17 protein-coding genes and 3 pseudogenes are annotated in these 23,504 nt (G+C 59.3%); 15 read left to right on the top strand and 5 right to left on the bottom strand.

Features of this window, described 5'->3' with window-relative positions; translation table 11 throughout:
* Nucleotides 1-70 precede the first annotated feature (70 nt).
* The 4 genes and pseudogenes from tsaB (at nucleotide 71) to D8779_RS01890 (ending at nucleotide 2,923) form a co-directional block, all read left to right on the top strand.
* Nucleotides 71-751: a tRNA (adenosine(37)-N6)-threonylcarbamoyltransferase complex dimerization subunit type 1 TsaB gene (tsaB, locus tag D8779_RS01905; RefSeq protein WP_136662777.1), complete on the top strand. Its 681-nt coding sequence runs from the start codon at nucleotides 71-73 to the stop codon at nucleotides 749-751.
* Nucleotides 752-885: 134 nt separating this feature from the next.
* Nucleotides 886-1,227, top strand: a complete 342-nt coding sequence (locus D8779_RS01900; RefSeq protein WP_136662776.1) for a hypothetical protein — start codon at nucleotides 886-888, stop codon at nucleotides 1,225-1,227.
* Between the two features lie 129 nt (nucleotides 1,228-1,356).
* Nucleotides 1,357-2,217, top strand: coding sequence for a DUF72 domain-containing protein (locus D8779_RS01895; protein ID WP_136662775.1), 861 nt, complete (start codon nucleotides 1,357-1,359; stop codon nucleotides 2,215-2,217).
* Nucleotides 2,218-2,230: 13 nt separating this feature from the next.
* Nucleotides 2,231-2,923, top strand: a pseudogene (locus D8779_RS01890) (extensin-like domain-containing protein).
* A 225-nt stretch (nucleotides 2,924-3,148) separates the two neighbouring features.
* Here D8779_RS01890 and D8779_RS01885 read toward each other — a convergent pair.
* Nucleotides 3,149-3,913 carry a hypothetical protein gene (locus D8779_RS01885; protein ID WP_240789668.1) on the bottom strand — a complete coding sequence of 255 codons (765 nt, stop codon included), beginning with the start codon at nucleotides 3,911-3,913 and terminating at the stop codon, nucleotides 3,149-3,151.
* A gap of 106 nt (nucleotides 3,914-4,019) precedes the next feature.
* Here D8779_RS01885 and D8779_RS01880 point away from each other — a divergent pair, with 106 nt between their 5' ends.
* Nucleotides 4,020-4,808, top strand: coding sequence for a class I SAM-dependent methyltransferase (locus D8779_RS01880; RefSeq protein WP_136662774.1), 789 nt, complete (start codon nucleotides 4,020-4,022; stop codon nucleotides 4,806-4,808).
* Between the two features lie 25 nt (nucleotides 4,809-4,833).
* Here the strand turns inward: D8779_RS01880 and D8779_RS01875 are convergent, their stop codons facing one another.
* A complete protein-coding gene (locus D8779_RS01875; protein WP_136662773.1) occupies nucleotides 4,834-5,472 on the bottom strand; it encodes a TetR/AcrR family transcriptional regulator in 639 nt (212 codons plus the stop codon).
* Nucleotides 5,473-5,563: 91 nt separating this feature from the next.
* On the opposite strand from D8779_RS01875, the gene D8779_RS01870 reads away from it, so the two are divergent.
* The 4 genes and pseudogenes from D8779_RS01870 to D8779_RS01855 all read left to right on the top strand — a co-directional run bounded on the left by D8779_RS01870 (nucleotide 5,564) and on the right by D8779_RS01855 (nucleotide 12,830).
* On the top strand, nucleotides 5,564-6,685 hold the full coding sequence (locus tag D8779_RS01870; RefSeq protein ID WP_136662772.1) for an efflux RND transporter periplasmic adaptor subunit: 1,122 nt from the start codon (nucleotides 5,564-5,566) through the stop codon (nucleotides 6,683-6,685).
* A gap of 5 nt (nucleotides 6,686-6,690) precedes the next feature.
* A complete protein-coding gene (locus D8779_RS01865; RefSeq protein WP_136662771.1) occupies nucleotides 6,691-9,771 on the top strand; it encodes an efflux RND transporter permease subunit in 3,081 nt (1,026 codons plus the stop codon).
* A gap of 1,133 nt (nucleotides 9,772-10,904) precedes the next feature.
* Nucleotides 10,905-11,757, top strand: a pseudogene (locus D8779_RS01860) (restriction endonuclease).
* 191 nt (nucleotides 11,758-11,948) lie between these two features.
* Entirely contained in the window at nucleotides 11,949-12,830 is an 882-nt protein-coding gene (locus tag D8779_RS01855; protein WP_136662770.1) for a BstA C-terminal domain-containing protein, read from the top strand.
* Between the two features lie 125 nt (nucleotides 12,831-12,955).
* Here D8779_RS01855 and D8779_RS01850 read toward each other — a convergent pair whose 3' ends face one another.
* A complete protein-coding gene (locus D8779_RS01850; RefSeq protein WP_136662769.1) occupies nucleotides 12,956-13,633 on the bottom strand; it encodes a DUF4197 domain-containing protein in 678 nt (225 codons plus the stop codon).
* 341 nt (nucleotides 13,634-13,974) lie between these two features.
* Here D8779_RS01850 and D8779_RS01845 point away from each other — a divergent pair, with 341 nt between their 5' ends.
* The 3 genes and pseudogenes from D8779_RS01845 (at nucleotide 13,975) to D8779_RS20980 (ending at nucleotide 18,741) form a co-directional block, all read left to right on the top strand.
* A complete protein-coding gene (locus tag D8779_RS01845; protein ID WP_136662768.1) occupies nucleotides 13,975-16,548 on the top strand; it encodes a bifunctional diguanylate cyclase/phosphodiesterase in 2,574 nt (857 codons plus the stop codon).
* 186 nt (nucleotides 16,549-16,734) lie between these two features.
* Nucleotides 16,735-17,625: pseudogene (locus D8779_RS20985) on the top strand (cache domain-containing protein); the annotation flags it as partial.
* A complete protein-coding gene (locus D8779_RS20980) occupies nucleotides 17,611-18,741 on the top strand; it encodes a methyl-accepting chemotaxis protein (RefSeq protein ID WP_405121159.1) in 1,131 nt (376 codons plus the stop codon). The pseudogene D8779_RS20985 and the gene D8779_RS20980, both read left to right, overlap by 15 nt.
* Here D8779_RS20980 and D8779_RS01835 read toward each other — a convergent pair.
* Nucleotides 18,738-18,953, bottom strand: a complete 216-nt coding sequence (locus D8779_RS01835; protein WP_136662767.1) for a hypothetical protein — start codon at nucleotides 18,951-18,953, stop codon at nucleotides 18,738-18,740. The two genes, D8779_RS20980 and D8779_RS01835, sit on opposite strands and share 4 nt — an antisense overlap.
* 19 nt (nucleotides 18,954-18,972) lie before the next feature.
* The gene (gene plsB, locus D8779_RS01830; protein ID WP_136662766.1) at nucleotides 18,973-21,456 is read right to left on the bottom strand and encodes a glycerol-3-phosphate 1-O-acyltransferase PlsB; all 2,484 of its coding nucleotides are present in this window, start codon (nucleotides 21,454-21,456) and stop codon (nucleotides 18,973-18,975) included.
* A 202-nt stretch (nucleotides 21,457-21,658) separates the two neighbouring features.
* Here plsB and D8779_RS01825 point away from each other — a divergent pair, with 202 nt between their 5' ends.
* The 3 genes from D8779_RS01825 to D8779_RS01815 are packed head-to-tail and all read left to right on the top strand — an operon-like array spanning nucleotide 21,659 to nucleotide 23,484.
* Complete coding sequence (locus D8779_RS01825; RefSeq protein ID WP_136662765.1) at nucleotides 21,659-21,919, top strand: HvfA family oxazolone/thioamide-modified RiPP metallophore; 261 nt, start codon at nucleotides 21,659-21,661, stop codon at nucleotides 21,917-21,919.
* Between the two features lie 21 nt (nucleotides 21,920-21,940).
* Nucleotides 21,941-22,783 carry an HvfB family MNIO-type RiPP peptide maturase gene (locus D8779_RS01820; protein WP_136662764.1) on the top strand — a complete coding sequence of 281 codons (843 nt, stop codon included), beginning with the start codon at nucleotides 21,941-21,943 and terminating at the stop codon, nucleotides 22,781-22,783.
* The gene (locus D8779_RS01815; RefSeq protein ID WP_136662763.1) at nucleotides 22,780-23,484 is read left to right on the top strand and encodes an HvfC family RiPP maturation protein; all 705 of its coding nucleotides are present in this window, start codon (nucleotides 22,780-22,782) and stop codon (nucleotides 23,482-23,484) included. Before D8779_RS01820 ends, D8779_RS01815 begins: the two co-directional genes overlap by 4 nt.
* Nucleotides 23,485-23,504 lie beyond the last annotated feature (20 nt).

Below are 23,504 nucleotides of genomic sequence, written 5' to 3'. Positions count from 1 at the left end.
GTGATTACGCTGGAAAAAAAAGCCTCAAGCCGTTCTAATGCCGGTCCATTTCGTCACCTGTCCGAATGCAATGACCACTCTCCTGGCCCTGGATACCGCCACTGAAGCCTGCTCCGTTGCCCTGCTGCATGACGGTAAGGTGCTCAGCCACTACGACGTGATTCCGCGTATGCACGCTCAGCGCCTGCTGCCGATGATCAAACAGTTGCTGGCCGATGCCGATGTGCCGCTGTCGGCGCTCGATGCGATTGCCTTTGGGCGTGGCCCAGGGGCCTTCACCGGTGTACGCATTGCCATCGGCGTGGTGCAGGGCCTGGCGTTTGCTTTGGAGCGTCCGGTGTTGCCGGTGTCCAACTTGGCGGTGCTGGCGCAGCGCAGCCTGCGTGAGCATGGTGCGCAGCAGGTGGCCGCAGCCATCGATGCACGCATGGATGAAGTCTACTGGGGCTGCTACCGGGCCGAGCAAGGCGAAATGCGTCTGGCTGGGATCGAGGCCGTATTGCCACCGGAGCGCGCCAGCCTGCCGGACAATGCCAGTGGCGACTGGTTTGCCGCCGGCACTGGCTGGGGCACCTTTGCTGCGCGTATTGGGGTCGCGATCAACGGGCAGGATGCCGCCATGCTGCCGCACGCCGAAGACCTGCTCAGTTTGGCGCGCTTTGCCTGGGCGCGTGGCGAGGCATTGGACGCCGACCTGGCGCAGCCGGTTTATCTGCGTGATCAGGTGGCCACGCCCAAGGCGCCGGTTTAATCGGACGGGCTCAGGTGCACCTTCTGTCGCGCATCCAGCCATGTGGTGCGGTGCTTGATTGCCAAGCCGAGCGAGGGAAGCTAAATTGCCATCACTTGTATCCATCGTTGGCTAAGCAAGCCGAGCAGTAACTGATGCGTATTGACGGTTTTACCTCCTCTTATTCGCCAGACCGCAGTGCCCGCCCGGGCTCTGCGGTTACGCCATTTCGCGAAGCGCAGCGCGAGATAGAGGAACGTCGTGAGCAGCCTACATCCCCCTCCAGCACCCAGGGCTTTGAACAAGTCGCCCAGGCGCGTAAGGTCGAAGCCAGTAATGCCAGCAGCGATAGCCTGCCGGCTCGTCTGCAAGACCAGCTGTACCAAGCGCCGTTAAACAACCGCGCCGCCCAGGCGCTGGCCAGCTACAGCTCAACCGCCAGTTTCGCCAGCGAGACGGATGCCCAGCAGGTGCTGGGTCTCGATCTCTACGCCTAACACGACCCTTGTGAAACGACTTTACTCGGCTATGCCGTGTGGGCATCAGCTGCGCAGTGCTCATGTACACTTCGCGCCCTCGGCTGATCTCACCCTCACGCGCTGCGTTTCTCCACGGTCTTAAATTTGATGTTGCCTTACTACCTCGGTTGCCCGTCATGGAGCGAGCCCGCCTGGCGCGGAAACTTGTATCCAGAGGGCAGTCGCAGCGCCGACTTTCTGCCGTTGTATGCCCAGGTGTTCAATGCCGTTGAGGGTAATACCACGTTCTATGCGCCACCCTCTCCTGAAACCGTGGCGCGCTGGGCCGAGCGCATGCCCGCGCACCTGCGCTTTTGCGCCAAGCTGCCGCGTGATATCAGCCATAACAGCGACCTGCGTGAGCAGCTGAGCGCCGCCGAAGATTTCCGCCGCTTGCTGGCGCCGCTGGGTAAGCGCGTGGCGCCGTTTTGGTTGCAACTGCCGGCGAGTTTTGGCCCACAACGTTTGGTCGAACTCATCAGCTTTATTGAGCCCTGGCAGGCCGGTGAGCTGGCCGTTGAGGTGCGCCATCCGGCGTTCTTTGCCAAGGGTGAGGAGGAGCGCAGCCTTAATCGTTTGCTGCATGGGCGTGGCATCGAGCGCATTTGTCTGGATTCACGGGCACTGTTCAGCTGCGTATCCACAGCGCCGGCCGTGCTGCATGCACAGGCGAAAAAGCCGCGCTTGCCGCTGCGCCCCACTGCCTTTAGTCAGGCTCCACAGTTGCGCTTTATCGGCCATCCCGAGCTGCAGGCCAATGACCCCTTTATGGCGCCCTGGCTGGACAAGGTAGCGGGCTGGATCGAGGAGGGCCGTACGCCTTACGTCTTCCTGCACACCTCGGACAACCGCCTGGCCCCGCAACTGGCGCAGCGCTTTCATCAGCAGTTGATGCGGCGTCTGCCGGGTTTGCCAGCCTTGTCACAGGTGCAAGTGGACGATCAGGTCGAGCAACTGGGCTTGCTCTGATAGGCTGCGCCGCATGACTTTCTTCCGCGTTTTTTTCATGGTTTGTGTAGTGCTCGCCGGCCTGTTGCTGGCGATCTGGCGTGGCTGGCTGGATGTGCCGCCGCGCTGGAACCCCTGGGCGGTGCTGGATATTCGCGAGACACCAAACCTGTTGACCGGCTTTTAGCTCTGGCGGCTGCAGGATGATCCGGCGTTGTGTCAGCAGACCTTGAATACCTCATCACTGCGTTTTACCCCGCAGGCCGATAGCCGTCCGGAAGTGACGTGCCCGCTGAACAACACCCTGCGCGTACACAGCGCCGGAGTTGCGTTCAGCAGCAGCTTTATCGCCAGCTGCCCGCTGGCGGCGGCCTTTGCCCTGTTCGAACAGCATGATCTGCAGCCTGCTGCCCTGGCGGTATTTGGCCAGCGCGTGGCGCGGGTCGAGCATGTGGGCAGTTTTGCCTGCCGCACCATTGCCGGCAGTCAGCGCCGCAGCCAGCATGCCTCGGCCAATGCGCTGGATATCATCAGCTTCCGTTTAGCTGATGGTCGGCGCATCAGCGTGCTGCAGGATTGGCCCAAGCAGGGCAAGAACGCCGAGTTTCTGCGCCACGTGCAGCAGGGAGCCTGTCGGCGTTTCAACACCACTTTGGGGCCGGAGTACAACGCGGCCCACCATGACCACTTTCATGTGGATATGGGGTTGTGGCGGATGTGCCGCTAAGAGCCTGGTTCGGATCTGCTGCGCGTCGGCGATACTGCGTTAGAAATGGCCTCGGCAAGCCGCTTGCGACTAACGCGCGTCAGCGCGGCCCGAAGGGCGAGTGAAACGAGTACTGCTCATTTACAACCCGTAAACTCCGCGCCCTCAGCCATTTCTGCCTTGTCTCGCTCTAGCTCGCGAGATCGGAGCACAGGTTCTGAAAGCGTCCCTACGGGCCGCTTTGACTTAACGCTGCGCCAGCAATAGATCGGCAGCCTGACCACTGTGGCCATTTGCGAATTCGAAGCGGCCGAGTTGGGCGATTTCGTCGTAGGCGCCCAGGGCAATCTTCACATCGCGCGCTTGCAGGTGAATGGCGCTGACGCCGGCCTGGCTCAGCGACTGGCTGGACTGCCGGCCCTGGGCGTCGAAGCGCAGCAGACTCAGGCGTTCGAAGATGGAGTCTTGCTTGTCGATGCGGCCATCACCGTTGTCATCGTATTTGCGCAGTTCGGCAAAGCCGTTGGCCGCGCCGTTCTGGTCGCCGAACAGCTCGCGACCATCGTCGATACGACCGTTGCCATTACGGTCGAGCGCGAGCAGGGCGTCGTCACCGGTGGGTACGCTGATCTGGTCAAGCTTTCCGTCTGCATCTAGGTCGAACCGTACTGAACGGCTCAGGCTGCTGGTGCTGAAACCGTTGCCGGCCAAGTCCAGCACCAAGGGGTCGGTTTTCTGCGGTTCGGCGTTGACCGTGACGTTCAGCTCCAGCTCACGCTGGGCGGCCAGTTCTTGAAAATCACTGGCCTGAGTGGTGACGGCAGGTGGTTCGCTGGGCGTTTCCGGCGGGCTGGCAGGTGCTTGGGCCTCGACTTCATCGAGCATCAGGGTGCGCCGCAGAATCTGATAATCCAGTGAGGCGCGCTTGCCTTCATCCAGTGTTTCACTGATCGAGCGCGTGTGAGCGGCCGATGGAGCCGCGCTAGATGGGGCAGAAATGACATCAAACATAGCGAACTCGGTGCGGCTGGAAGCTGCCGGGTCTGGCAAAATGCCGCTCAGGCAGGTTATCGGCCGCTGCGGCGGTCAATTGAGTGATTTTTGAGCACATTTTCTGATGAGTGATGAGCGGCTAATAGCCAGAATTCGTATGCAGGCGCTGGCCCCGCATCTACAGGCAGCGGCTGAAGCCTGGGCCGCACGCCTGGGTTTACCCCTGGACGGTGACAGCGAGTTTGCCCTGCAGCTAGGTGAAGGCGGCCTGCAATTGGTGGAGCTGGGGCCGCAGGCGCCAGGGCCGGTGAAAGTGGATTTTGTTGAAGGCGCTGTGGCGCATCGCCGGCTATTCGGTGGCGGCAGCGGGCAGATGATTGCCAAGGCGGTGGGCGTGCAGGCTGGGGTGCGCCCGAGTGTGCTGGATGCCACGGCAGGCCTGGGGCGCGATGCGTTCGTGTTGGCCAGCCTGGGCTGTCGCATGACCCTGATCGAGCGTCAGCCGCTGATTGCCGCGCTGCTGGAAGATGGCCTGGCGCGTGCCGCGCTGGACCGCGACGTCGCACCGATTGCCGCGCACATGCGGCTGCTGAACGGCAATGCCATCGAGCTGATGCGCGCCTGGCAAGGCGAGCCGCCGCAGGTGATTTACCTCGACCCGATGTTTCCGCACCGCGACAAGAGCGCGCTGGTGAAAAAAGAGATGCGCCTGTTCCGTCCGTTTGTTGGCGATGACCTGGATGCGCCAGCATTGCTGGAAGCGGCGCTGAACCTGGCCAGCCATCGGGTGGTGGTTAAGCGTCCGCGCAAGGCGCCGCTGATTGACGGTGCCAAGCCCGGTTATGCCCTGGAAGGTAAATCCAGCCGCTACGACATCTACCCGAAGAAGAAGCTGCAAACCGCCAGCGAGTAGCGAGTAGCGCTGGCGGCGCTTTGCGCTAGTCGGCGCGAAAGGCGCGAAGGAATACCTCAACCGCATCGCGCACATGGGCTTCGGCCTCACTGCCCTGCAGGGCGTCGCCGCAGCCGATCAGCAGGCGGAAATTGGCGCCGCCCTTGATCAAGCAGAAGAACTGATCCGCCGCACCCAGTGGGTCAGGAACGTGCAACTTGCCAGCCTGGTGGGCGCGGCGCAACAGCTCCTCCATGCCATGCAGCACGCGCTGCGGACCGGCTTCATAAAACATCCGCGAGAGCTTGGAGTCCTGCGCAGCCAGGCTCACCATCACCCGGTGCAGCTCCACCGACTCACGGCTGTTGATCAACTGATTAAAGCCACGGCCGATATTCAGCAGCACCTGCGCTACCGGTACCCCGTCGTCCAGCTCGAACAACAACTCTGGCAGTTGCTCTTCGCATTTGGATTTCACCGCTTCGGCAAACAGCTTTTCCTTGTCGGTGAAGTGGCTGTACACCGTGAGCTTGGAAACCCCGGCTTCCGCGGCAATTGCATCCATACTGCTACCGTCATAACCATTGCTGAGGAACAGGGTTTTCGCCGCTTCCAGAATGGCTTTGCGCTTGGCCAGGTCTTTTGGGCGACCGGGGCCGCTGGTTGGTAACACTTTGTTTGGCATGGGTCGTTTTTAATACTGGACTAGTGAGTTTGCTATTTTTACTATACCCGTCAGTTTAAATATTCAAAAGCCTCCACAAAGGTTCGTCATCATGTTTCGTCATGCCCTGTCTGTTGCTTTACCTGCCAGTCTTATTCTGTTGCTCGCAGCCTGCGGCAATGGCGAGCCCGCGGCAGTGGTTGTGCGCCCGGCCATGGTGGTGCAGCCACAGTTGGCGGGCGACCTGATGGATGCCTACCCCGGTGAAGTGCGTGCGCGCCTTGAGCCGGAGTTGGCCTTCCGCATCGGTGGCAAGGTGACCAAGCGTTTGGTTGATGTCGGCGCACGGGTGAAGAAGGATCAGCCTCTGGCCGAGCTGGACCCACAAGATGTGCGTTTGCAGCTGGAGGCCACCCGCGCCCAAGTGGCGGCAGCCGAGGCCAACCTGCAGTTGGTGCGCGCCGAACGCGACCGCTACAAAACCTTGCAGGCCCGCAACCTGGTCAGTCGTTCGCAGCTCGACAATGCCGAGAACCTTTATCGCTCTGGCGTGGCGCGACTCAAGCAAATCAAGGCCGAATTCAACGTGGCCAATAACCAGGCCGGTTATGCCGTACTGCGCGCCTCGCAAGATGGCTTGGTGGCGCGGCGCATGGTTGAGGTCGGGCAGGTTGTGGCCGCTGGACAAACCGTGTTTACCCTCGCCGCCGATGGCGAGCGTGAAGTGATGATCAATCTGCCGGAGCAGGCGTTCGAGCGCTTTAAAGTCGGCCAGGATGTCGCGGTCGAGCTGTGGTCGCAGCCGGACCTGCGTTTCCCTGGGCGCATTCGCGAAATGTCACCCTCGGCCGATCCGCAGTCGCGCACCTTCGCCGCTCGCGTGGCCTTTACCGAAGGCAAAGTACCGGCTGAACTGGGCCAGAGCGCCCGTGTGTTTATTGCTCACAACGGCGAAGTGCCGCTGGCCGTGCCGCTGTCGGCGCTGTCGGCTGAGAAGGATCAGCCCTACGTTTGGGTCGTCGACACCGAGACGTCCACCCTCAAACGCACCGACGTGCGCATTGGTGCTTATGGTGAGAAGACCGTGCCGATTCTCGAAGGCCTGCAGGCCAGCGATTGGGTGGTGGCCGCCGGTGGCCAGGTGCTGCGCGAAGGCCAGCAGGTGCGTCCGGTTGACCGCGACAACCGTGTTGTCCAGCTGACGGCCAAGGCCAAACCGACGGTCGAGGAGTAAGCCCGATGGATTTCAACCTATCCGCCTGGGCGCTGCGCAACCGCCAGATCGTGCTGTATCTCATGCTGCTGCTGGCTGTGGTCGGGGCTCTTTCCTATACCAAGCTGGGCCAGAGCGAAGACCCGCCCTTTACCTTCAAGGCCATGGTGGTACGCACCAACTGGCCAGGGGCGAGCGCCGAGGAAGTCGCGCGGCAGGTCACCGAGCGCATCGAAAAGAAACTGATGGAGACCGGCGACTACGACAAGATCATCTCGTTCTCGCGTCCCGGTGAATCTCAAGTCACCTTTGTTGCCCGTGACTCCATGCACTCGGCGGATATTCCCGACCTGTTCTACCAGGTGCGTAAAAAAGTCAGCGACATTCGCCACACCCTGCCGCAAGGCATTCAAGGGCCGTTCTATAACGACGAATTCGGCACCACCTTCGGCAATATCTATGCGCTGACCGGTGAGGGCTTTGACTACGCCGTACTCAAGGATTATGCCGACCGCATCCAGCTGCAGCTGCAACGCGTTAAGGATGTGGGCAAGGTTGATTTGCTCGGCCTGCAAGATGAAAAGGTCTGGATCGAGCTGTCCAACACCAAGCTGGCCACCCTTGGCCTGCCGCTTGCGGCCGTGCAGCAAGCGCTGGAAGAACAGAACGCTGTGGCCGCTGCCGGCTTCTTTGAAACCGCCTCTGACCGTGTACAACTGCGCGTGACCGGTCGTTTCGAAACGGTCGATGAGATTCGCAATTTCCCCATTCGCGTGGCTGATCGCACCTTCCGCATCGCCGATGTGGCCGAGGTTAAACGCGGTTTCAATGATCCACCCGCACCGCGCATGCGCTACATGGGCGAAGACGCCATCGGTCTGGCCGTGTCGATGAAGCCTGGTGGCGACATCCTGGTGCTGGGCCAAGCGTTGGAAGGCGAGTTTGCTCGCCTGCAGGAAACCCTGCCGGCCGGCATGCAGCTGAACAAAGTCTCGGACCAACCGGCCGCAGTAAAAACCGGCGTGGGCGAGTTCGTACGCGTGCTCACCGAAGCGGTGATCATCGTCCTGCTGGTGAGCTTCTTCTCCCTCGGCCTGCGCACCGGTCTGGTGGTGGCGCTGTCGATTCCGCTGGTGCTGGCGATGACCTTCGCCGCCATGTACTACCTGGGCATCGGCCTGCACAAAATTTCCCTCGGTGCGCTGGTGCTGGCGTTGGGGCTGATGGTGGATGACGCGATCATTGCGGTGGAGATGATGGCGATCAAAATGGAGCAGGGCTATGACCGCATCAAAGCGGCCAGTTACGCCTGGACCAGCACCGCCTTTCCGATGCTCACCGGTACGCTGATCACCGCCGCTGGCTTCCTGCCGATCGCCACTGCACAATCCGGCACTGGCGAATACACCCGCTCAATCTTTCAAGTGGTGGCCATTGCCCTGCTGGTGTCATGGATCGCCGCCGTGGTGTTTGTGCCCTACCTGGGCGCCAAGCTGCTGCCGGATCTGGCCAAACTGCACGCGGCCAAGCATGGCGGCAGCGCCGGTGGGCATGACCCTTACGGCACGCCGTTCTACCAGCGTGTGCGCAGGGCGGTGGAGTGGTGCGTGCGCCGCCGCAAAACCGTGATTTTGTTGACCATCGGTTTGTTTATCGCCTCCATTGTGCTGTTCCGCTTTGTGCCGCAGCAGTTCTTCCCCGCTTCCGGGCGACTGGAGCTGATGGTTGACCTCAAACTCAGTGAAGGCGCGTCCTTGGCCGCCACTGAAGAGCAAGCCAAACGTCTGGAACAACTGCTCAACGGCCATGAAGGCATCGACAACTACGTCGCCTATGTTGGCACTGGCTCGCCGCGCTTCTATTTGCCGCTGGACCAGCAACTGCCGGCGGCTAGCGTTGCGCAGTTCGTGGTGCTGGCCAAAAGCATCGAGGAGCGCGAGAAGATCCGCACCTGGTTGATTGAGGTGCTGCACGACGAGTTCCCGACCCTGCGTACCCGTATCTCGCGCCTGGAAAACGGCCCGCCAGTCGGCTATCCGGTGCAGTTCCGTGTCTCTGGTGAACATATCGATGAGGTGCGCCGTTTGGCGCGTCAGGTCGCCGATAAGGTGCGTGAGAACACTCATGTGAGCAACGTCCACCTGGACTGGGAAGAACCGAGCAAAGTGGTGCGCCTGAACATCGACCAAGAGCGCGCCCGCGCCCTGGGCGTCAGCACGGCTGATCTGTCGCGCTTCCTGCAAAGCTCACTGACCGGCTCGCCGGTGAGTCAGTACCGCGAAGGCAACGAGCTGATCGAGATCCTGTTGCGCGGCACCTTGAGTGAGCGCCAGGAGCTTGGTCTGCTGCCAAGCCTGGCAGTGCCCACCGACAATGGCCGCAGCGTGCCGTTGTCACAGGTCGCCACCCTGGAATATGGCTTCGAAGAAGGCATCATCTGGCACCGCAACCGCCTGCCGACTGTCACCGTGCGTGCCGATGTGTATGGCAGTGAACAACCGGCCAGCCTGGTTAAGCAGATCCTACCGACCCTCGATTCGGTCCGCGCGCAGTTGCCAGATGGCTATCAGCTGGATGTGGGCGGCACGGTGGAGGATTCCAGCCGTGGTCAGAAATCAGTGAATGCCGGCGTACCGCTGTTTATCGTGGTGGTGCTGACGCTGCTGATGCTGCAACTGAAAAGCTTCTCGCGCTCGGCCATGGTGTTCCTCACCGCGCCGCTAGGGCTGATCGGCGTGACCTTGTTCCTGCTGATCTTCCGTCAACCGTTCGGCTTTGTGGCTATGCTTGGCACCATCGCGCTGTCGGGGATGATCATGCGTAACTCGGTGATTCTGGTCGACCAGATCGAGCAGGACATCGCCTCGGGTATGGACCGCTGGCATGCGATTATCGAAGCCACCGTGCGACGCTTCCGGCCTATCGTGCTGACCGCTTTGGCGGCAGTATTGGCGATGATCCCGCTGTCGCGCAGCGTGTTCTTCGGGCCGATGGCGGTCGCGATTATGGGCGGCCTGATCGTCGCCACGGCGCTGACCCTGCTGTTCCTGCCGGCGCTGTATGCGGCGTGGTTCCGGGTCAAGGAAGTGGAGCGTCAGCCAGGCTGAATAAGTGGTTGATGATGTGAAGAAGCCAGACTTTAGGGTCTGGCTTTTTTATACCTGGCGGTTAGGGCGCAGTGGCGCCGTAATCACACGGCACGCCGGTGGCCTTGTCGGGATAAGCCAGGCGTTTGCCTGATAAACCCGGCTGATTGGCGAGGTTTTATTTTTGCGCCTGCAACGGTTGTGAGCACTGCCACCCTGTGGGAGGGGCTTTAGCCGCGAGCTTTGCTGCTTTTTATGGGGGAGGGCGCCGCTTTTGCAGTGTTCCCACTATTGGTTCCGCCCTTACGGCGGCTCACTTTTGGCAGACGCCCCAAAAGTAAGCAAAAAGTCTTGCCCCTTGCATCCGGCCCGACTTCGTCGGGTTCCCTCGCTCCATCATTGCTCCAGGGGCCCGCCGCGAAGGGCCATCCCTGGCCCATCGCGGCTCTCGCGGCATCCATGCCGCTCAACCCCTTCCGCAACGATTCCACTCGGCCTGCTGATGGGGCGTTTGGCGTCGTCTGCAAGATTTTTGGCAAGTGACAAAAAGGCCAAACCAGCGCTGCGTAGGATGGGTGGAGCGCAGCGATACCCATCAATCAACCGCATGGGTATCGCGCTGCTCAACCCATCCTACGGATGTCCGCCGAACCTGTAGGAGCGGGCTTGCCCGCGATGCTTTTGCTTCGGCTTTTCCGCTCTGCCCTCCACAAATCGCATAGGCAACACGGTCCCCGAACCCCGTCAGGAGGCCGAGTGGAGGTGCTGTGGAGAGGGGCGTTTGGCATGGATGCCAAACGAGGAACGATGGGCCATGGATGGCCCACCGTGACGACCCTCGGAACAGCACCGGAGCGAGGGAAGTTGAGCGCAGCGAAACCCGGATGCCGGGTGTGCTTTCTCTTTGGTTACTTTCTCTTTGCACAAGCAAAGAGAAAGTAACTCGGCGTAAGGCCGAAACCAGTAGTAGCAGTCAAAGGAGGTGCTGCGGGCGTTAGAGGCAGGCTGGGTATCGCTTCGCTCAATCCATCCTGCGAGTCGCGCACTGATAATGAAAACGTGACGTAGTGAACGTTTGGGTTTCCCTGCTCATACCTTTGCGGCATGATCCGGTATCGCTGATGGCTCATTGCCACGCACTGCTGGAGTCAAGGATGGCCCGTCGTAGCAAAACATCACCTTTCGAAGACCTGATCTTTATTGCTTCGCGCCTGCCTTGGTGGCTTAGCCTGCTGATCGCTTTGGCTGCCTGGCTGTATTTCCATTCCGTCGCCATTAGCCCACCGCCTACCGTCACTGATCCCAAGCAGTTTGCCTCTGCCATGACCGGGCAAGTGTGGCGAACCTTCGCCATGTTTCTGCAATACATCGTGCCAGTGGCATTTATCTTCGGTGCGATTGGCTCGGTATTCGCCCGCGGCAAGCGGCGCAAGCTGCTGGACGACGTTGCCAATGCCACACGCCCCGGCAAAACCGTTGAAGGCATCAACTGGCAGCAGTTTGAACAGCTGGTTGGCGAGGCCTTTCGCCGGCAAGGCTTTACCGTCACGGAAACCGGCGGCAATGGCCCGGACGGCGGTATTGATCTGATTCTGCACAAGGGCAGCGAAAAGCATCTGGTGCAATGCAAGCAATGGCGCGCAACCAAGGTTGGCGTTGCTGTGGTGCGTGAATTCTTCGGCCTGATCGCTGCTGAAGGTGCTGCCGGCGGCTTTGTAGTGACCTCCGGCAGCTTTACCGCAGATGCAAAGAGCTTTGCCAGTGGCCGCAATATCCGCTTGGTGGAAGGCCCAGAGCTTAAGCGCTGGATCGCCGCTTCACGTACAGCTCAAACCAAACCCTCGGCCGTTCCAGCTAGCGTCGTATCTACACAGGCAAGTGCGCCAAGTTGCCCTGTCTGTAACTCGGCTATGCAAAAGCGAGTAGCAAAGCGGGGGGGCGAATATTGGTAAAGAGTTTTTGGGGTGTTCGCAGTATCCGAAGTGCCGAGGAATGGTTCAGTTTTGAGATTTTTTAATGACATAAATAAATTCATGATTCTTCCTTGCTTCTATGTGTAATTTGACTACGAAAGCCGAATGGTGACGTGCGGTTGAGTTGGATTTTTTGGAGGGTGCAATAATTAATATGGATGGTATTAGATTTAAGGATGTATAGAGGTTTATATTTTTAATTTCTTCTCATGTGAGGTGATTTAAATGAGCTATCCAATTCAGGGGCGTCTTGATCTTCATGTCGAAAAAGAGGTTGAGATTAATGGTGTGGGTATGGGGGTTCTTACCGATGGGACCCCATATTTGACGGGTCGAGGCCTTGCTAGGTTGTGTGGTGTTGAGAGTTCAACCATTGTTCGTATGGGGGCAGAGTGGGTTGAGGATGTTCAACGTCCAAGAATAACTAAAATCAAGCAAATACTTGAGGGGCGAGGTATTTTTCTTGATTCACCATATCTGGTAGTTGACGGTGATAATTATTGGACTGGTTCAGTTTGCCTTGCAGTTCTAGAGTATTATGCTTTTGATGCTTTGCAGGGTAACAATTTAGTTGCTTCTCAGAATTACAGGGCTCTTGCTGGTCGAGGGTTTGATGATTTTGTATATACGCAGGTTGGTTATGACCCCAATAGTTTAGTACCTGCGCAGTGGAAGCAGTTTCATGATCGTGTCTCGCTTGTATATAATTCTATTCCTGCTGGTTATTTTGGTATTTTTAAAGAAATAGCGGACATGATTGTCACTTTAGGTCAGCATGGTCTGCATATTGATCATACATTTGTTCCTGATATTAGTGTGGGTATCTCTTGGGGCAAGTATTGGTCTTCTAATGATTTAGAGAATAGGTTTGGTTTTCGAATTAAATATGAACATAACTATCCTGATTATTTTCCACAGGCGATGTCGAACCCCCAGGAGCCATGGTGTTATCCGGAATCTTGTCTTGGGGAATTTCGGCGATGGTTTCGAGAAATATATATAGGTCAGGGTAAATTCGCTAATTATCTTCAGGGGCAGGCGAAGGTTCGTGCTTTGCCACCCTCCTTTGCTCAGTTGGCAATTGCGGCCTATAAAAAAGATGAGTGAGTTAAAGGGTTAATGAAAAAAATTGGGCCAGATATAAAAGAAAATTTATTCTGCCTACTTATTTTAGACGCCACTAAAAAAGCCAGACTCCAAGGTCTGGCTTTTTCACATTTATCCAACCCTTCTTACAACGCCCCAAACACCTTCTTCGCCAAACTTGTCGCCGCACCAGCTGGGTTCTCACGAATGCTGGCTTCCTGCTCGGCGATCATGGTGAACAGGCCGTCCAGCGCCTGCTCGGTTACATAGTTCTCGATATTCGCACTTTTCGCGTCGATCACGCCGAAGCTCGCGGCTTGGCCGGCGAAGCTGTTGTATTGCTTGGCCAGGCCGACCTGGTCGGTGGCTTTTTTGACGATGGGTAGGAATTGGGCGCGGATCTGTTCGCGGCTGGTTTTGTTCAGGTACTGGGTGGCAGAGTCCTGCGGGCCGGCGAGGATGCTTTTGGCGTCCTGCACGGTCATCTTCTTCACCGACTCCACCAGTAGCGCCTGGGCTTGCGGTACGGCGGCTTCGGCGGCTTTGTTCATGCTGGCTTCCAGCTGATCAACCTGCGCGCCCATACCCATCATCTTCATGGTTTTTGCGGCTTTGCCGAGGTTGCCCGGCAGTTCAATGCGTACGTCCGGGTTGTTGCTGAAGCCGCCGGGTTTGCCCAGTTGTTGCACGGCCACTTTGGCGCCTTGGGTGAGGGCGTCCTTGAGGCCGCCGCTGGCGTCGCCTTGGCTCAGGTCGGCGAGGGACAGGGCAAAGGCGCTCGTGCAAAGGGCCAGACTTGCGGTGAAGACGATGGTGCGCAACATAAGAGATTCTTCCTGCAGTTGAGTAGGTAAGGAGCTTAGCGGGGCTGTGTGAATAAACCTATGGTGCCGTGCTTAAGCCTCGCGTGTGCGCTTGTTTAGCTGCGTGCCGCCTATTGAGGAGGGCACCTTGTCTGACGCTCCAGCGTGGTTTCTGCAGCGGCCTGCTAGGCTTTGCTATGACGTTCGGCAGTGAGGTGCCCGCGAGCGCGAGTGGCGGCGTTATTGAATTCGACATGTAACGACATACGGTGAATTGAGTGATGGCCTTTTGATGTTAGGCTGCCCGCTTTAAGGGCGTTAGCTCGTTCAGAATCATATAACGGGTTGGTTGAGGATCGAAGATGGCACCAGTGATTGAGTCTTCCCGTCCGCCCAACGTTCTTTCTAATTCCGCTGTAACGCGCAAAGCGCTGCTGTTTATTTCAGCGCTGCTGCTGGTTTTGTTCGTGGTGGCGAGCGTGGCGCTGGTACATATCGCCGCGCAGCAGAATGACCAGGCGATCAAGCAAAGCCTGTTCTATGCCGAGAAAGCCATCCAGGCCCGGCAGAAATCGATTCTCGCAATTGTCAGTGATTACGCTTTCTGGGGTGAGGCTTATCGCCACCTGCATGTTCAGGTCGATACCGATTGGGCCTATACGCGGCAGAACATGGGCCCCAGCCTATTTCCCGACTTTGCCTATGAAGGTGTGTTTGTTGTCGATGCCAATAACCAAACCGCTTATGCGGTGGTGGAAGGGCAGCTGACGAACGTCGAGGCGCAGCAGTGGCTTAAGCAGGACGTCCAGGCGTTGGTCGAACAGGCCCGTGCGCAAGCAGATGATGAGGAACCGGTGGTTGGTTTCTTACAGGTGTCCGGTTGGCCTGCGCTGGTCGCCGTGGCGGCTTTTACTCCGGGAGGTGATACGCAGGTCGAGGCCACGGAGGGTGCCGCTTCGGTGCTGTTGTTCGTCGACCGTCTCGACCCGCAGAAATTGCAAGCGCTTGGCCAGGACTTCGGCATAGACGATCTGCATGTGGATGAGCGGCTGGGCGGAAACCATGACCGATCCGTATTAGCGGTGCCCACCCTCAGTGGCGAATTAATCCGTCTTAGTTGGCACCCGGCGCAACCGGGCGATCAACTGCTTTATCTGATCTTGCCGCTCCTGGGGTTAGTCGGCGCTATCGTTGCCGTTATTGCCTGGCTGATGTTGCGCCGAGCTATCGCGGCGGCACGGGAGATGGATACCAGTTATGCCTCTTTGTATTCCAGCCAGTCGGCCCTGGTCGCCAGTGAGGCGCGCTTTCGTGATGTGGCTGAAGCGGCATCGGACTGGATTTGGGAGACCGATGCACAATTGCGGCTGAAGTACTTGTCTGTTCGTTTTCAAGCGGTAACCGGGCACTCCGAACGTGCTTGGTTGGGGCGTCCGCTCAGCGAATTTGTGTTGTGCCCGGGCGGTTTGCAGGCTTGGCTGGATACACATGGTGCGCGGCCATCGGCCAAGGACAGCCTGCAATGCCAGTACGTGGCCATGGATGGGACTCAAAGAACATGCCGCTTAGTGCTGCGGCATATCGAGGGTTCTAGCGGGATTACGGGTTATCGCGGCATCGTCAGCGACATTACTCAGGAGGTGGAGGCGCGCGCACGTATTGAGCACCTGTCGTTGCATGATGCACTCACCGGGTTGCCCAACCGTATTCGTATGCAGGAATTCCTTGAGGGTAAATTGAGGGCGCTGCCGACGGCAGGCGAGCCGTTGGTGATGTTGAGTATCGACCTCGACCGGTTTAAATCGGTGAATGATTCCTTTGGCCATGAGACCGGTGATCTTGTTCTCGGTGAGGTGTCACAACGCCTGCGTTTAGTACTGCGCGACGGCGATCTGGTGGCGCGTATGGGGGGCGATGAGTTTATTTTGGTGGTCAGCGGCATATCCACCCAAGAAGAGGTGGAGCGCTTGTGCGAGCGGTTGATTACCGGTATTGAGCAACCGTTTGAAATCGACCACCACAGCATCTTTATTGGCGCCAGCATCGGCGTCGCCATGGCTCCAGCTGATGCGTGCTTGGCCGAGGATTTGCTGCGTTACGCCGATATTGCGTTGTACGAAGCCAAAGGGGCGGGGCGCAGCACTTGGTGTTTTTATGCCAGTGAGATGAATACCCGGGTAAAAGACCGGCATCAGCTCGAAAACGACCTGCGCCAGGCATTAATTAATGACGAGTTACGTCTACGGCTGCAGCCTCGTTACAGCGTTAGCGGCCAGCGCATGGTGGCGGCAGAAGCCCTGGTGCGGTGGCAACACCCACAGCGCGGGCTACTGAGCCCAGATAGTTTTATCGCCATCGCCGAAAGCACAGGGCTGATCGTGCCCCTGAGCTCCTGGGTCCTGCGCACCGCGTGTATGGAGGCCATGAGCTGGCCCGAAGCGTTGGTGGTTTCGGTCAATCTGTCGCCGGTGGAGTTCCAGCATGGTCGTCTGCTGGCAAGGGTTAAAAGTGCGCTGGAAGAAAGTGGGCTGCCGCCTTCGCGGTTGGAGCTGGAGCTCACCGAGAGCGTGATGCTTGACGATGCGGAAGGCGCTTTGGTGTTGATGCACGAGTTGAAAAGCCTGGGCGTGAGGTTGTCCATGGATGACTTCGGCACGGGTTATTCGTCCCTTAGCTACCTGCGTAGATTTCCCTTCGACGGGCTGAAGATCGACCGTAGTTTTATGGCCGATTTAGAGGGCTCATCCGACAGCCAGGCGATCATAAAGGCCATTGTTGGGCTCGGCCGGGCGTTGTCGTTGACTGTGACAGCAGAGGGCGTGGAGACCGCGGCGCAACTTGAGGTGTTGCGCCAGTGTGATTGTGATGAGGTGCAGGGCTATTTTCTGGCGCGGCCGATGGAGCCAGCGGCTTTGCATCTTTTGATGTGCCCATAAACGCACGAGGGGCTTGCCCGAGCAGCTCGTGGGTGTTTCATCTATAACCTACCAGGGCTGGGTAAAACTGCTCTCAATATTCAGGTACTGCAGTTCTGGGTTATGCGGCCGATTACAGTGGTTCTATGCCGAGAAGGTTGCGGCGCTTCAAACGATGCAGTTTTTCCTTGAACAGGAGCAGTGCGCATGATGTTGGTCCCGGTCCGTCTGTCGCAGCGATTAACGCTGGGCAGCATCCTTCTGCTACTGCTTACAGCCCTGGCGGTGTTTGCCGTGATGGCCCTGCGCGGGCAGCCTCGGGTAATGGCTGCCAGCGGTGAGCTGATTGAGCAAACGGGCAGCGCCATCGTCAGGCAACTAGCCCTGCAACTGGCTGGTATTGAAGGGGTAACCGCCAGCCTGGCGCACCTTTCCGAAGTGCTGCCGCGGGATGAGCCGCTGTACTTCAACACACTGCCTAATGTGATCGATAACCAAGGCGACAAAGCCATTGCCGGCGGCGGGGTATGGCCTGAGCCGAATGCGTTTACTGAGGGTGTGGCGCGTCGCAGTTTCTTCTGGGCACGTGGCGGTGACGGACGCCTGGCCTATTCCGATGATTACAACGCTGCCGATGGCCCCGGTTACCACAACGATGCCTGGTACACCGGCGCGCGCAACAGTGCGGCAGGTCGTTGCCTGTGGTCGGAGGCCTATCAGGATGCGGTCACGGGTGTACCGATGGTCACCTGTAGCGTGCCTTATCAGCTGGCTGGGCGCTTCGCCGGCGTCGCCACCCTGGACTTGTTGTTGGATGATCTAGCGCGCTTTCTCACCGAGCAAGGCAAGGTCACCGATGGTTATGCGTTTGCCCTCGATCAGGCGGGCAATGTGTTGCATTTCCCCGGCATGGCTGGGCAAAAAGGCGGCGCGATGATCAAGTTCGCTGATCTTGCGCAGAAGCAAAACTGGCTGAAACCGGTTCAGGCAGCGCTCGGCAACAGCCAGGCCGGGGCGATCCGTAATCTTGATCTGGAGCACGATGAACAGCTCAAGCAGGCCAGCCGGGTCAGCCTGTTTGTAATGCCTGACACGGGCTGGGTGATTGGCTTGGTTACGCCGCAGGAGCGGGTTACCGGGCTGGCGCGTGCGCTGACTTGGGACATTCTGCTGTTTTTGATCCCACTGTTGGCGGTGTTGCTGGCGTTGGCGTGGTTAGCCGGGCGCAAGCTGATTGCTCAGTTGGAAGAAACCACCGCGCAAATCGATTCTCTGGGGCGCGGTTCGGCCAGCCGTGATGTGCAGCTGAGTGTGGAGCGTGAGGACGAAATCGGGGCGTTGCGCCATGCGGTCAATCGCTATGCCGGACAGTTACGCACCATGCTCCAGCGCATTGCTGATGAGGCCGATCATTTGCAGGCTGAAGCGGCTCAGCTGGGCAGCCTGAGCAGCACCCTGGCCGGGCGCGCCGAACAACAGCGCCAGGAAAACACCCAGTTGGCGGCGGCGATTACCGAGATGTCTTCCAGTGCACAGGAAGTGGCGCAGAACACCAACGACTGCGCTACGACCGCACAAAACTCATTGTCGGTGGTGCAGCAAGGCCAACAAAAAGTGGCCTCCAACAGCGCCGCTATTCAGACGCTCTCCGCCGAAATGGCCGAAGCCGCAGCGGTCATCGGTCGGCTGGAGAAGGACAGTCAGCAGGTCGGTGCGGTGCTGGATGTGATCAAGGCGATTTCCGAACAAACCAACTTGCTCGCGTTGAATGCGGCCATTGAAGCCGCGCGAGCCGGAGAGCAGGGCCGCGGCTTTGCCGTGGTTGCCGATGAGGTGCGCACCCTGGCCGGTAGAACCCAGACGTCGGCCAATGAGATCAGCACCATGATCAGTGCGCTGCAACAGGCGTCACGCCAGGCAGTGCAGGCGATGCAGGCGGGCGAGGCGCGCACCGAGCATGCTGTGGTCGAAGCCGAAGGCGCGGCCACCGCGTTGTCCAGTACGGTGCAGAGCTTCGATGATATTTCCCAGCGGGCCCAGCAGATCGCGGTAGCCGCGCAGCAGCAAAGCCACGTGACCCAGGAAATCAACGAACTGGCCGTGCGCATTCACAGCATCAGCGAAGAAAACGCCCGCGACGCTCAGGCGCTGGATGAAGTCAGTAATGCGATGCAGGCATTGTCGTCACGCCTGATTGACCTCAGCCACAGCTAGCGGCTTAGGCGCTCTAACTCGCGGCGCACCATCTGCACGTACGCCGCGGGTTTGAGGGTATACAGCTCAGCTGCGACCCAGCTGAGCCAGCGACCCCCTAACTCTGCTTTGGCAGCCAGCAAACGCTGGGCATCGACTTGCGCGCGGGCCTGGTTGGCCTGGTGAAATTCGGCCCGCGATGGCGGGGTTGGTGCGTTGTGAGCGTTATCCATTAGGGCTGGGCCTCGCTGGTTACACCAGCTCAGCGGCCTCTTCGTTTCTATCCATGGCCACCTGGCGAATCGACAGACGAATCTCTGCCGGCAGCACGCGCTTGGCTGCACCTTCGGCCAGTTCATTCAGCAACGGGTGATGGCTGAGTTTGCCGGCCTCATCCTGACGCAGTACGCCTTGGTCTTGCAGGCTCTGGATAAAGTGGCGGAACAGGCTCTTGTCAAAGAACTCCGGGGCGTTGAGGCCATGCAGGATCGACAGGCGCTGAGCCATCACGGTGCACAGGTCTTCCAGTTCTTCAGCGCTGATGGCGTTCTGCCCGGCATTGAGCAGCAGGGCGGTGGCCATGTAGAAGCGCTGCAGGGTCTGCACGATGGCGCGGGCCAGCAGAGTCAGTAGCACGAACTCGCGTGAACTGGGCGCCGGGCGCACGTACATGTCGCCATCGAGCTTGAGTAGGTCCTGTTCGACAAAGGCGGCTAGCCACTGATCGACCACCTCGTCCAGCTCATCGAGGTTCCAGCGGATAAACAACTCGGACTGCAGGTAGGGGTAGAGCGCGCGGGTGTAACGCAGGATTTGCTCGCGGCTCATCCGTGAACTGCTCTGGAAGAAACTTGCCAGCAGCGCCGGCAGGGCGAAGATGTGCAGCACGTTGTTGCGGTAATACGTCATCAGGACGGCATTCTGCTCGTCCAGATAGAGAATCTTGCCCAGGGGGTCGGTCTGCTCGGAGAGCAGGTCCATGCCTTGTACGTATTCGATCAGCGCCTGGCCGTTGCCGTCCGGCAGGGTGGTGTGCGGCGAGTAGGGTACGCGGCGCAGCAGGGCCAGATAGAGGTCCAGCACCCGCGCCAAGGCGCGGTCATCCAAGGCCAGCTTGCTGGTGGAAAGCAACGCCAGGGCGACCAGGTTGACGGGGTTTATCGCGGCCGCCTCATTGAGGTGCTGGGCCACGCGCTCGCCGAGATTATTGGTCACCTCATTGAGCCAGGCGGGACGGAATTGGCTGCCGTAATCCTGCTCGCGCCAGTCCGGTTGCTCACTGTCGAGGAATTCGGCCAGCTTGATCGGCTCACCGAAATTGACCCAGACATGGCCGAAACGCTGCTTGAGCGCGCCGATGACTTTGAAGATGTCGAAGATCGACTCTTTCTTCTTGCTCGCCCCGCGCAGCTCGCCGAGATAGGTGCGGCCTTCGAGCACGCGTTCGTAACCGATGTACACCGGTACAAACACCACCGGCAGGCGGTTGCTGCGCAGGAAGCTGCGCATGGTGATGGCCAACATGCCGGTTTTCGGTTGCAGCATGCGTCCGGTACGCGAACGCCCGCCTTCAACGAAGTATTCGACCGGGAAGCCTTTGCTGAACAGGGTGTGCAGGTATTCGTTGAACACCGCGGTGTACAGCGGGTTACCCTTGAAAGTGCGGCGCATAAAGAACGCGCCACCGCGCCGTAGCAGGCTGCCGATTACCGGCATATTGAGGTTGATGCCGGCGGCAATGTGCGGCGGCGTCAGGCCGTTGCGAAACAGCAAATAGGACAGCAGCAGGTAGTCGATATGGCTGCGGTGGCAGGGCACATAAATCACCTCATGGCCCTGGGCGACGTCCTGCACACCTTCGATATGGTTGACCTTGATGCCGTCGTAGATCTTGTTCCAGAACCAGCTCAGCACCAGTTCGAGGAAGCGAATGGCGGTGTAGGTGTAGTCCGAGGCGATCTCGTTGCCATAGCGCAGCGCCTGGCTTTCGGCCTTCTCCAGGCTGATGTTCTCGCGTTCGGCTTCCTCAATCAGCGCCTGACGGACCTGTGGGCCGTGGATCAGGCCTTTGACCAGGTTGCGCCGGTGCGACACGTCCGGGCCGATGACAGCGGCTTTCTGGTTGCGAAAGTGCACCCGCAGGATGCGCTGAACCATGCGCAAGGTGCGCTCGTGGCCTTTGTCTTGCTCGACCAGTTCGCGCATATGAATCGGCGTGGAGAACTGCACGCGGGTCTTGCGCCCCAGGATCAGAATGCTGACCAGGCGGCGCAGGCGGCCGGTGACGGCCCAGCTGTCGGCGAACAAGAGCTTCCATGGGCTGGTTTCGCGGTCGGGCGATTGGCCCCAGAACACGCTGACCGGAATGATTTGTGCGTCGTCCACAGCATGCTGACTCAGGGCGCTGACCAGGCGTTGCAGGGTGGGCGAGATGCCGCGCTTGTCCTGGCGGCCGAGCCAGTCGGGCTCCGGTGTCAGGTAAAAGAACGCGGCGGGCTCCTGCAGATTACCCACCGATACCGGCAGTACCGGGCGTGGCAGGCCGGCTTTGCGGCACTCGGTATCGAGCACGGCCAGATCGCTCAGCGACGGCTGCTGCAGCACGTAAAACACCGGCTTGCTGCGGTCGAGCTTGAGGGTAAAGGCCGACTGATTGATGGTTTCCGAGCGCACCCAGAGGTACAGCACGCGGCGCAGGGTGCCAAAAACGAGACGGCGGAACGGAGATCGGGTCATACGGAGTCTGCAGACTTTGAAAAACGAGCATTTGCTCGGGGGGGCGTAGTGTGACGGATCGGCTGCGCGCCGGCAAAAATCTTCTGAGCCGTCAGGGCCGTCGATTAATTTTATCCGGGATGTAACGGCATGCTGATGCCTGCGTCTATTGGTTCGAGGCTGCCAGCAGGTAGCCGTGATGAATCACCAATGGAGCGTTGCCATGAACCATCTGAACACTGTAGTTGCTTCCCTCGGCGCGGTGCTGCTAAGCAGTGCGGCATTCAGCGTACATGCCACGAGCAACCCGTTTGCCGTCCAAGAGCTGAGCAGCGGTTATAGCCTGGCGTCCGGCGAGAAGTCGGCTGAGGGTGCTTGCGGTGAGGGCAAATGTGGCGGCGAGATGAAAACTGCAGGCGAAACCAAAAGCGACGCTGAGGGTAAATGCGGCGAAGGTAAATGCGGCGCCGAGAACGCCGAGTAAATGCGCCAGATAGGGCAGGGCATGCAGGCTGACGTTGTCAGCGGTGCCGGGCTGGGCTTGCGCCGCGGCCTGCTTGCGGGGTTGCAGGCGTGCAGCGCAAGCGAGCTGGACTTTCTCGAAGTGGCGCCGGAGAACTGGATCGGTGTGGGTGGGCGACTGGGTAAGCAATTGCGCGCACTGACCGAGCGTCTGCCGTTTCTCTGCCACGGCCTGTCCCTAAATCTCGGTGGTTTTGCGCCGCTGGATATTGAGCTGCTTAAGGCGATCAAGGGCTTTCTCGATCAACATGGCATCGTCGGTTATAGCGAGCATCTGTCGACCTGCGCCGACCACGCCCAGCTGTATGACCTGATGCCGCTACCGTTTTCCGAGGAAGCAGTTAAGCGTATTGCCGAGCGCGTACGCCTTGTGCAAGACGTGCTGGAGCGGCCGCTGATCATCGAGAACGTCTCGGCCTATGCACAGCTGCCGGGCGAGCTGGATGAAGCCGCGTTCGTGTGCGCAGTGCTGGAGCGGGCCGACTGCCAGCTGTTATTGGACGTGAATAACGTCTTCGTCAACAGCATCAATTTCAACTTCGATGCGCAGGCCTATATCGCCAGCATGCCCAGCGCGCGTATCGCCTATCTGCATGTGGCCGGGCATTACGATCAGGCCAGTGATCTGAAGATCGACACCCACGGCGCGCCCGTGATTGATCCGGTGTGGGCCTTGCTGGAACACACCTATGCGGTGCACGGCGTGCGTCCTACTTTGCTGGAGCGCGACTTCAACTTTCCACCGATGGCCGAGTTGTATGGTGAGGTGGTGCACATACGCCAAATGCAGCTGGCTGCCGTGCAGTCGCGCGGGTATGGCACATGAGTGACGTTGAGTGGCAGCGCGCGTTCGCCGCGCGTATCCGTCAGCCGCAGGTGCCCCTGTTAGAGGGCATTACGGCTGAGCGCATGGCGGTGTACGAAACGCTGTTTTTCAACAATATCGAGGGCTTTATCAGCGGTGCCTTCCCGGTGCTGCGTACGTTGTTTGATGCGCCACGATGGCAGCGCCTGGTGCGCAGCTTTATGGCCGAGCATCCGGCCGCATCGCCGTATTTTTTGCAGATCAGCCAGGAGTTTCTCGCTTGGCTGCAGAGTGGCTATGTCGCCGAGGCGGACGATCCGCGTTTTATCCTTGAGCTGGCGCATTACGAGTGGGTTGAGCTGGCATTGGATGTCAGTGAGGCTGAGGTGCCAAGCGAGGGGTGGTCGTCGCTGGCCTGGCCGCTGGCTTATCAGTGGCCGGTGCAGCGTATTGGGGTGACATTCCAGCCGCGCCAACCGGATGCCCAGCCCACTTGTTTGCTGGTCTGGCGTGACGGCCAGGACCAGGTGCGGTTTATGCAGCTGAGCGCGTTTTCCTATCAGCTGGCCGTGCGCTTGCAGGCGGGCGAGACCTCTAATTCAGCCCTGTACGACCTTGCCAAGCAGCATGGTTTGCCCGCGGACAAGCACTACTTCAGTAACGCCAAAAGCCTGCTGGATGACTGGCAACGCCAGGGTATCTGGCAACCCCCAATTCTGTGATGACCTGACTACGGCGCTGA

It is taken from the genome of Pseudomonas leptonychotis (assembly GCF_004920405.1).
Classification (GTDB): Bacteria; Pseudomonadota; Gammaproteobacteria; order Pseudomonadales; family Pseudomonadaceae; genus Aquipseudomonas; species Aquipseudomonas leptonychotis.
Note: the sequence above shows the minus strand (reverse complement) of the source record. Positions and strands in the feature narration are given on the sequence as shown.

Bases quoted from the DNA above. Each gene is read 5' to 3' on its own strand.
- D8779_RS01885 (WP_240789668.1), bottom strand. From the start codon at position 3,913: ATGTTTGATGTCATTTCTGCCCCATCTAGCGCGGCTCCATCGGCCGCT.
- plsB (WP_136662766.1), bottom strand. From the start codon at position 21,456: ATGACCCGATCTCCGTTCCGCCGTCTCGTTTTTGGCACCCTGCGCCGC.
- D8779_RS01815 (WP_136662763.1), top strand. From the start codon at position 22,780: ATGAGTGACGTTGAGTGGCAGCGCGCGTTCGCCGCGCGTATCCGTCAG.
- D8779_RS01880 (WP_136662774.1), top strand. From the start codon at position 4,020: ATGAGTGATGAGCGGCTAATAGCCAGAATTCGTATGCAGGCGCTGGCC.
- D8779_RS01825 (WP_136662765.1), top strand. From the start codon at position 21,659: ATGAACCATCTGAACACTGTAGTTGCTTCCCTCGGCGCGGTGCTGCTA.
- D8779_RS20980 (WP_405121159.1), top strand. From the start codon at position 17,611: ATGCCTGACACGGGCTGGGTGATTGGCTTGGTTACGCCGCAGGAGCGG.
- D8779_RS01870 (WP_136662772.1), top strand. From the start codon at position 5,564: ATGTTTCGTCATGCCCTGTCTGTTGCTTTACCTGCCAGTCTTATTCTG.
- D8779_RS01820 (WP_136662764.1), top strand. From the start codon at position 21,941: ATGCAGGCTGACGTTGTCAGCGGTGCCGGGCTGGGCTTGCGCCGCGGC.
- D8779_RS01875 (WP_136662773.1), bottom strand. From the start codon at position 5,472: ATGCCAAACAAAGTGTTACCAACCAGCGGCCCCGGTCGCCCAAAAGAC.
- D8779_RS01835 (WP_136662767.1), bottom strand. From the start codon at position 18,953: ATGGATAACGCTCACAACGCACCAACCCCGCCATCGCGGGCCGAATTT.
- D8779_RS01855 (WP_136662770.1), top strand. From the start codon at position 11,949: ATGAGCTATCCAATTCAGGGGCGTCTTGATCTTCATGTCGAAAAAGAG.
- D8779_RS01895 (WP_136662775.1), top strand. From the start codon at position 1,357: ATGTTGCCTTACTACCTCGGTTGCCCGTCATGGAGCGAGCCCGCCTGG.
- tsaB (WP_136662777.1), top strand. From the start codon at position 71: ATGACCACTCTCCTGGCCCTGGATACCGCCACTGAAGCCTGCTCCGTT.
- D8779_RS01865 (WP_136662771.1), top strand. From the start codon at position 6,691: ATGGATTTCAACCTATCCGCCTGGGCGCTGCGCAACCGCCAGATCGTG.
- D8779_RS01845 (WP_136662768.1), top strand. From the start codon at position 13,975: ATGGCACCAGTGATTGAGTCTTCCCGTCCGCCCAACGTTCTTTCTAAT.
- D8779_RS01850 (WP_136662769.1), bottom strand. From the start codon at position 13,633: ATGTTGCGCACCATCGTCTTCACCGCAAGTCTGGCCCTTTGCACGAGC.
- D8779_RS01900 (WP_136662776.1), top strand. From the start codon at position 886: ATGCGTATTGACGGTTTTACCTCCTCTTATTCGCCAGACCGCAGTGCC.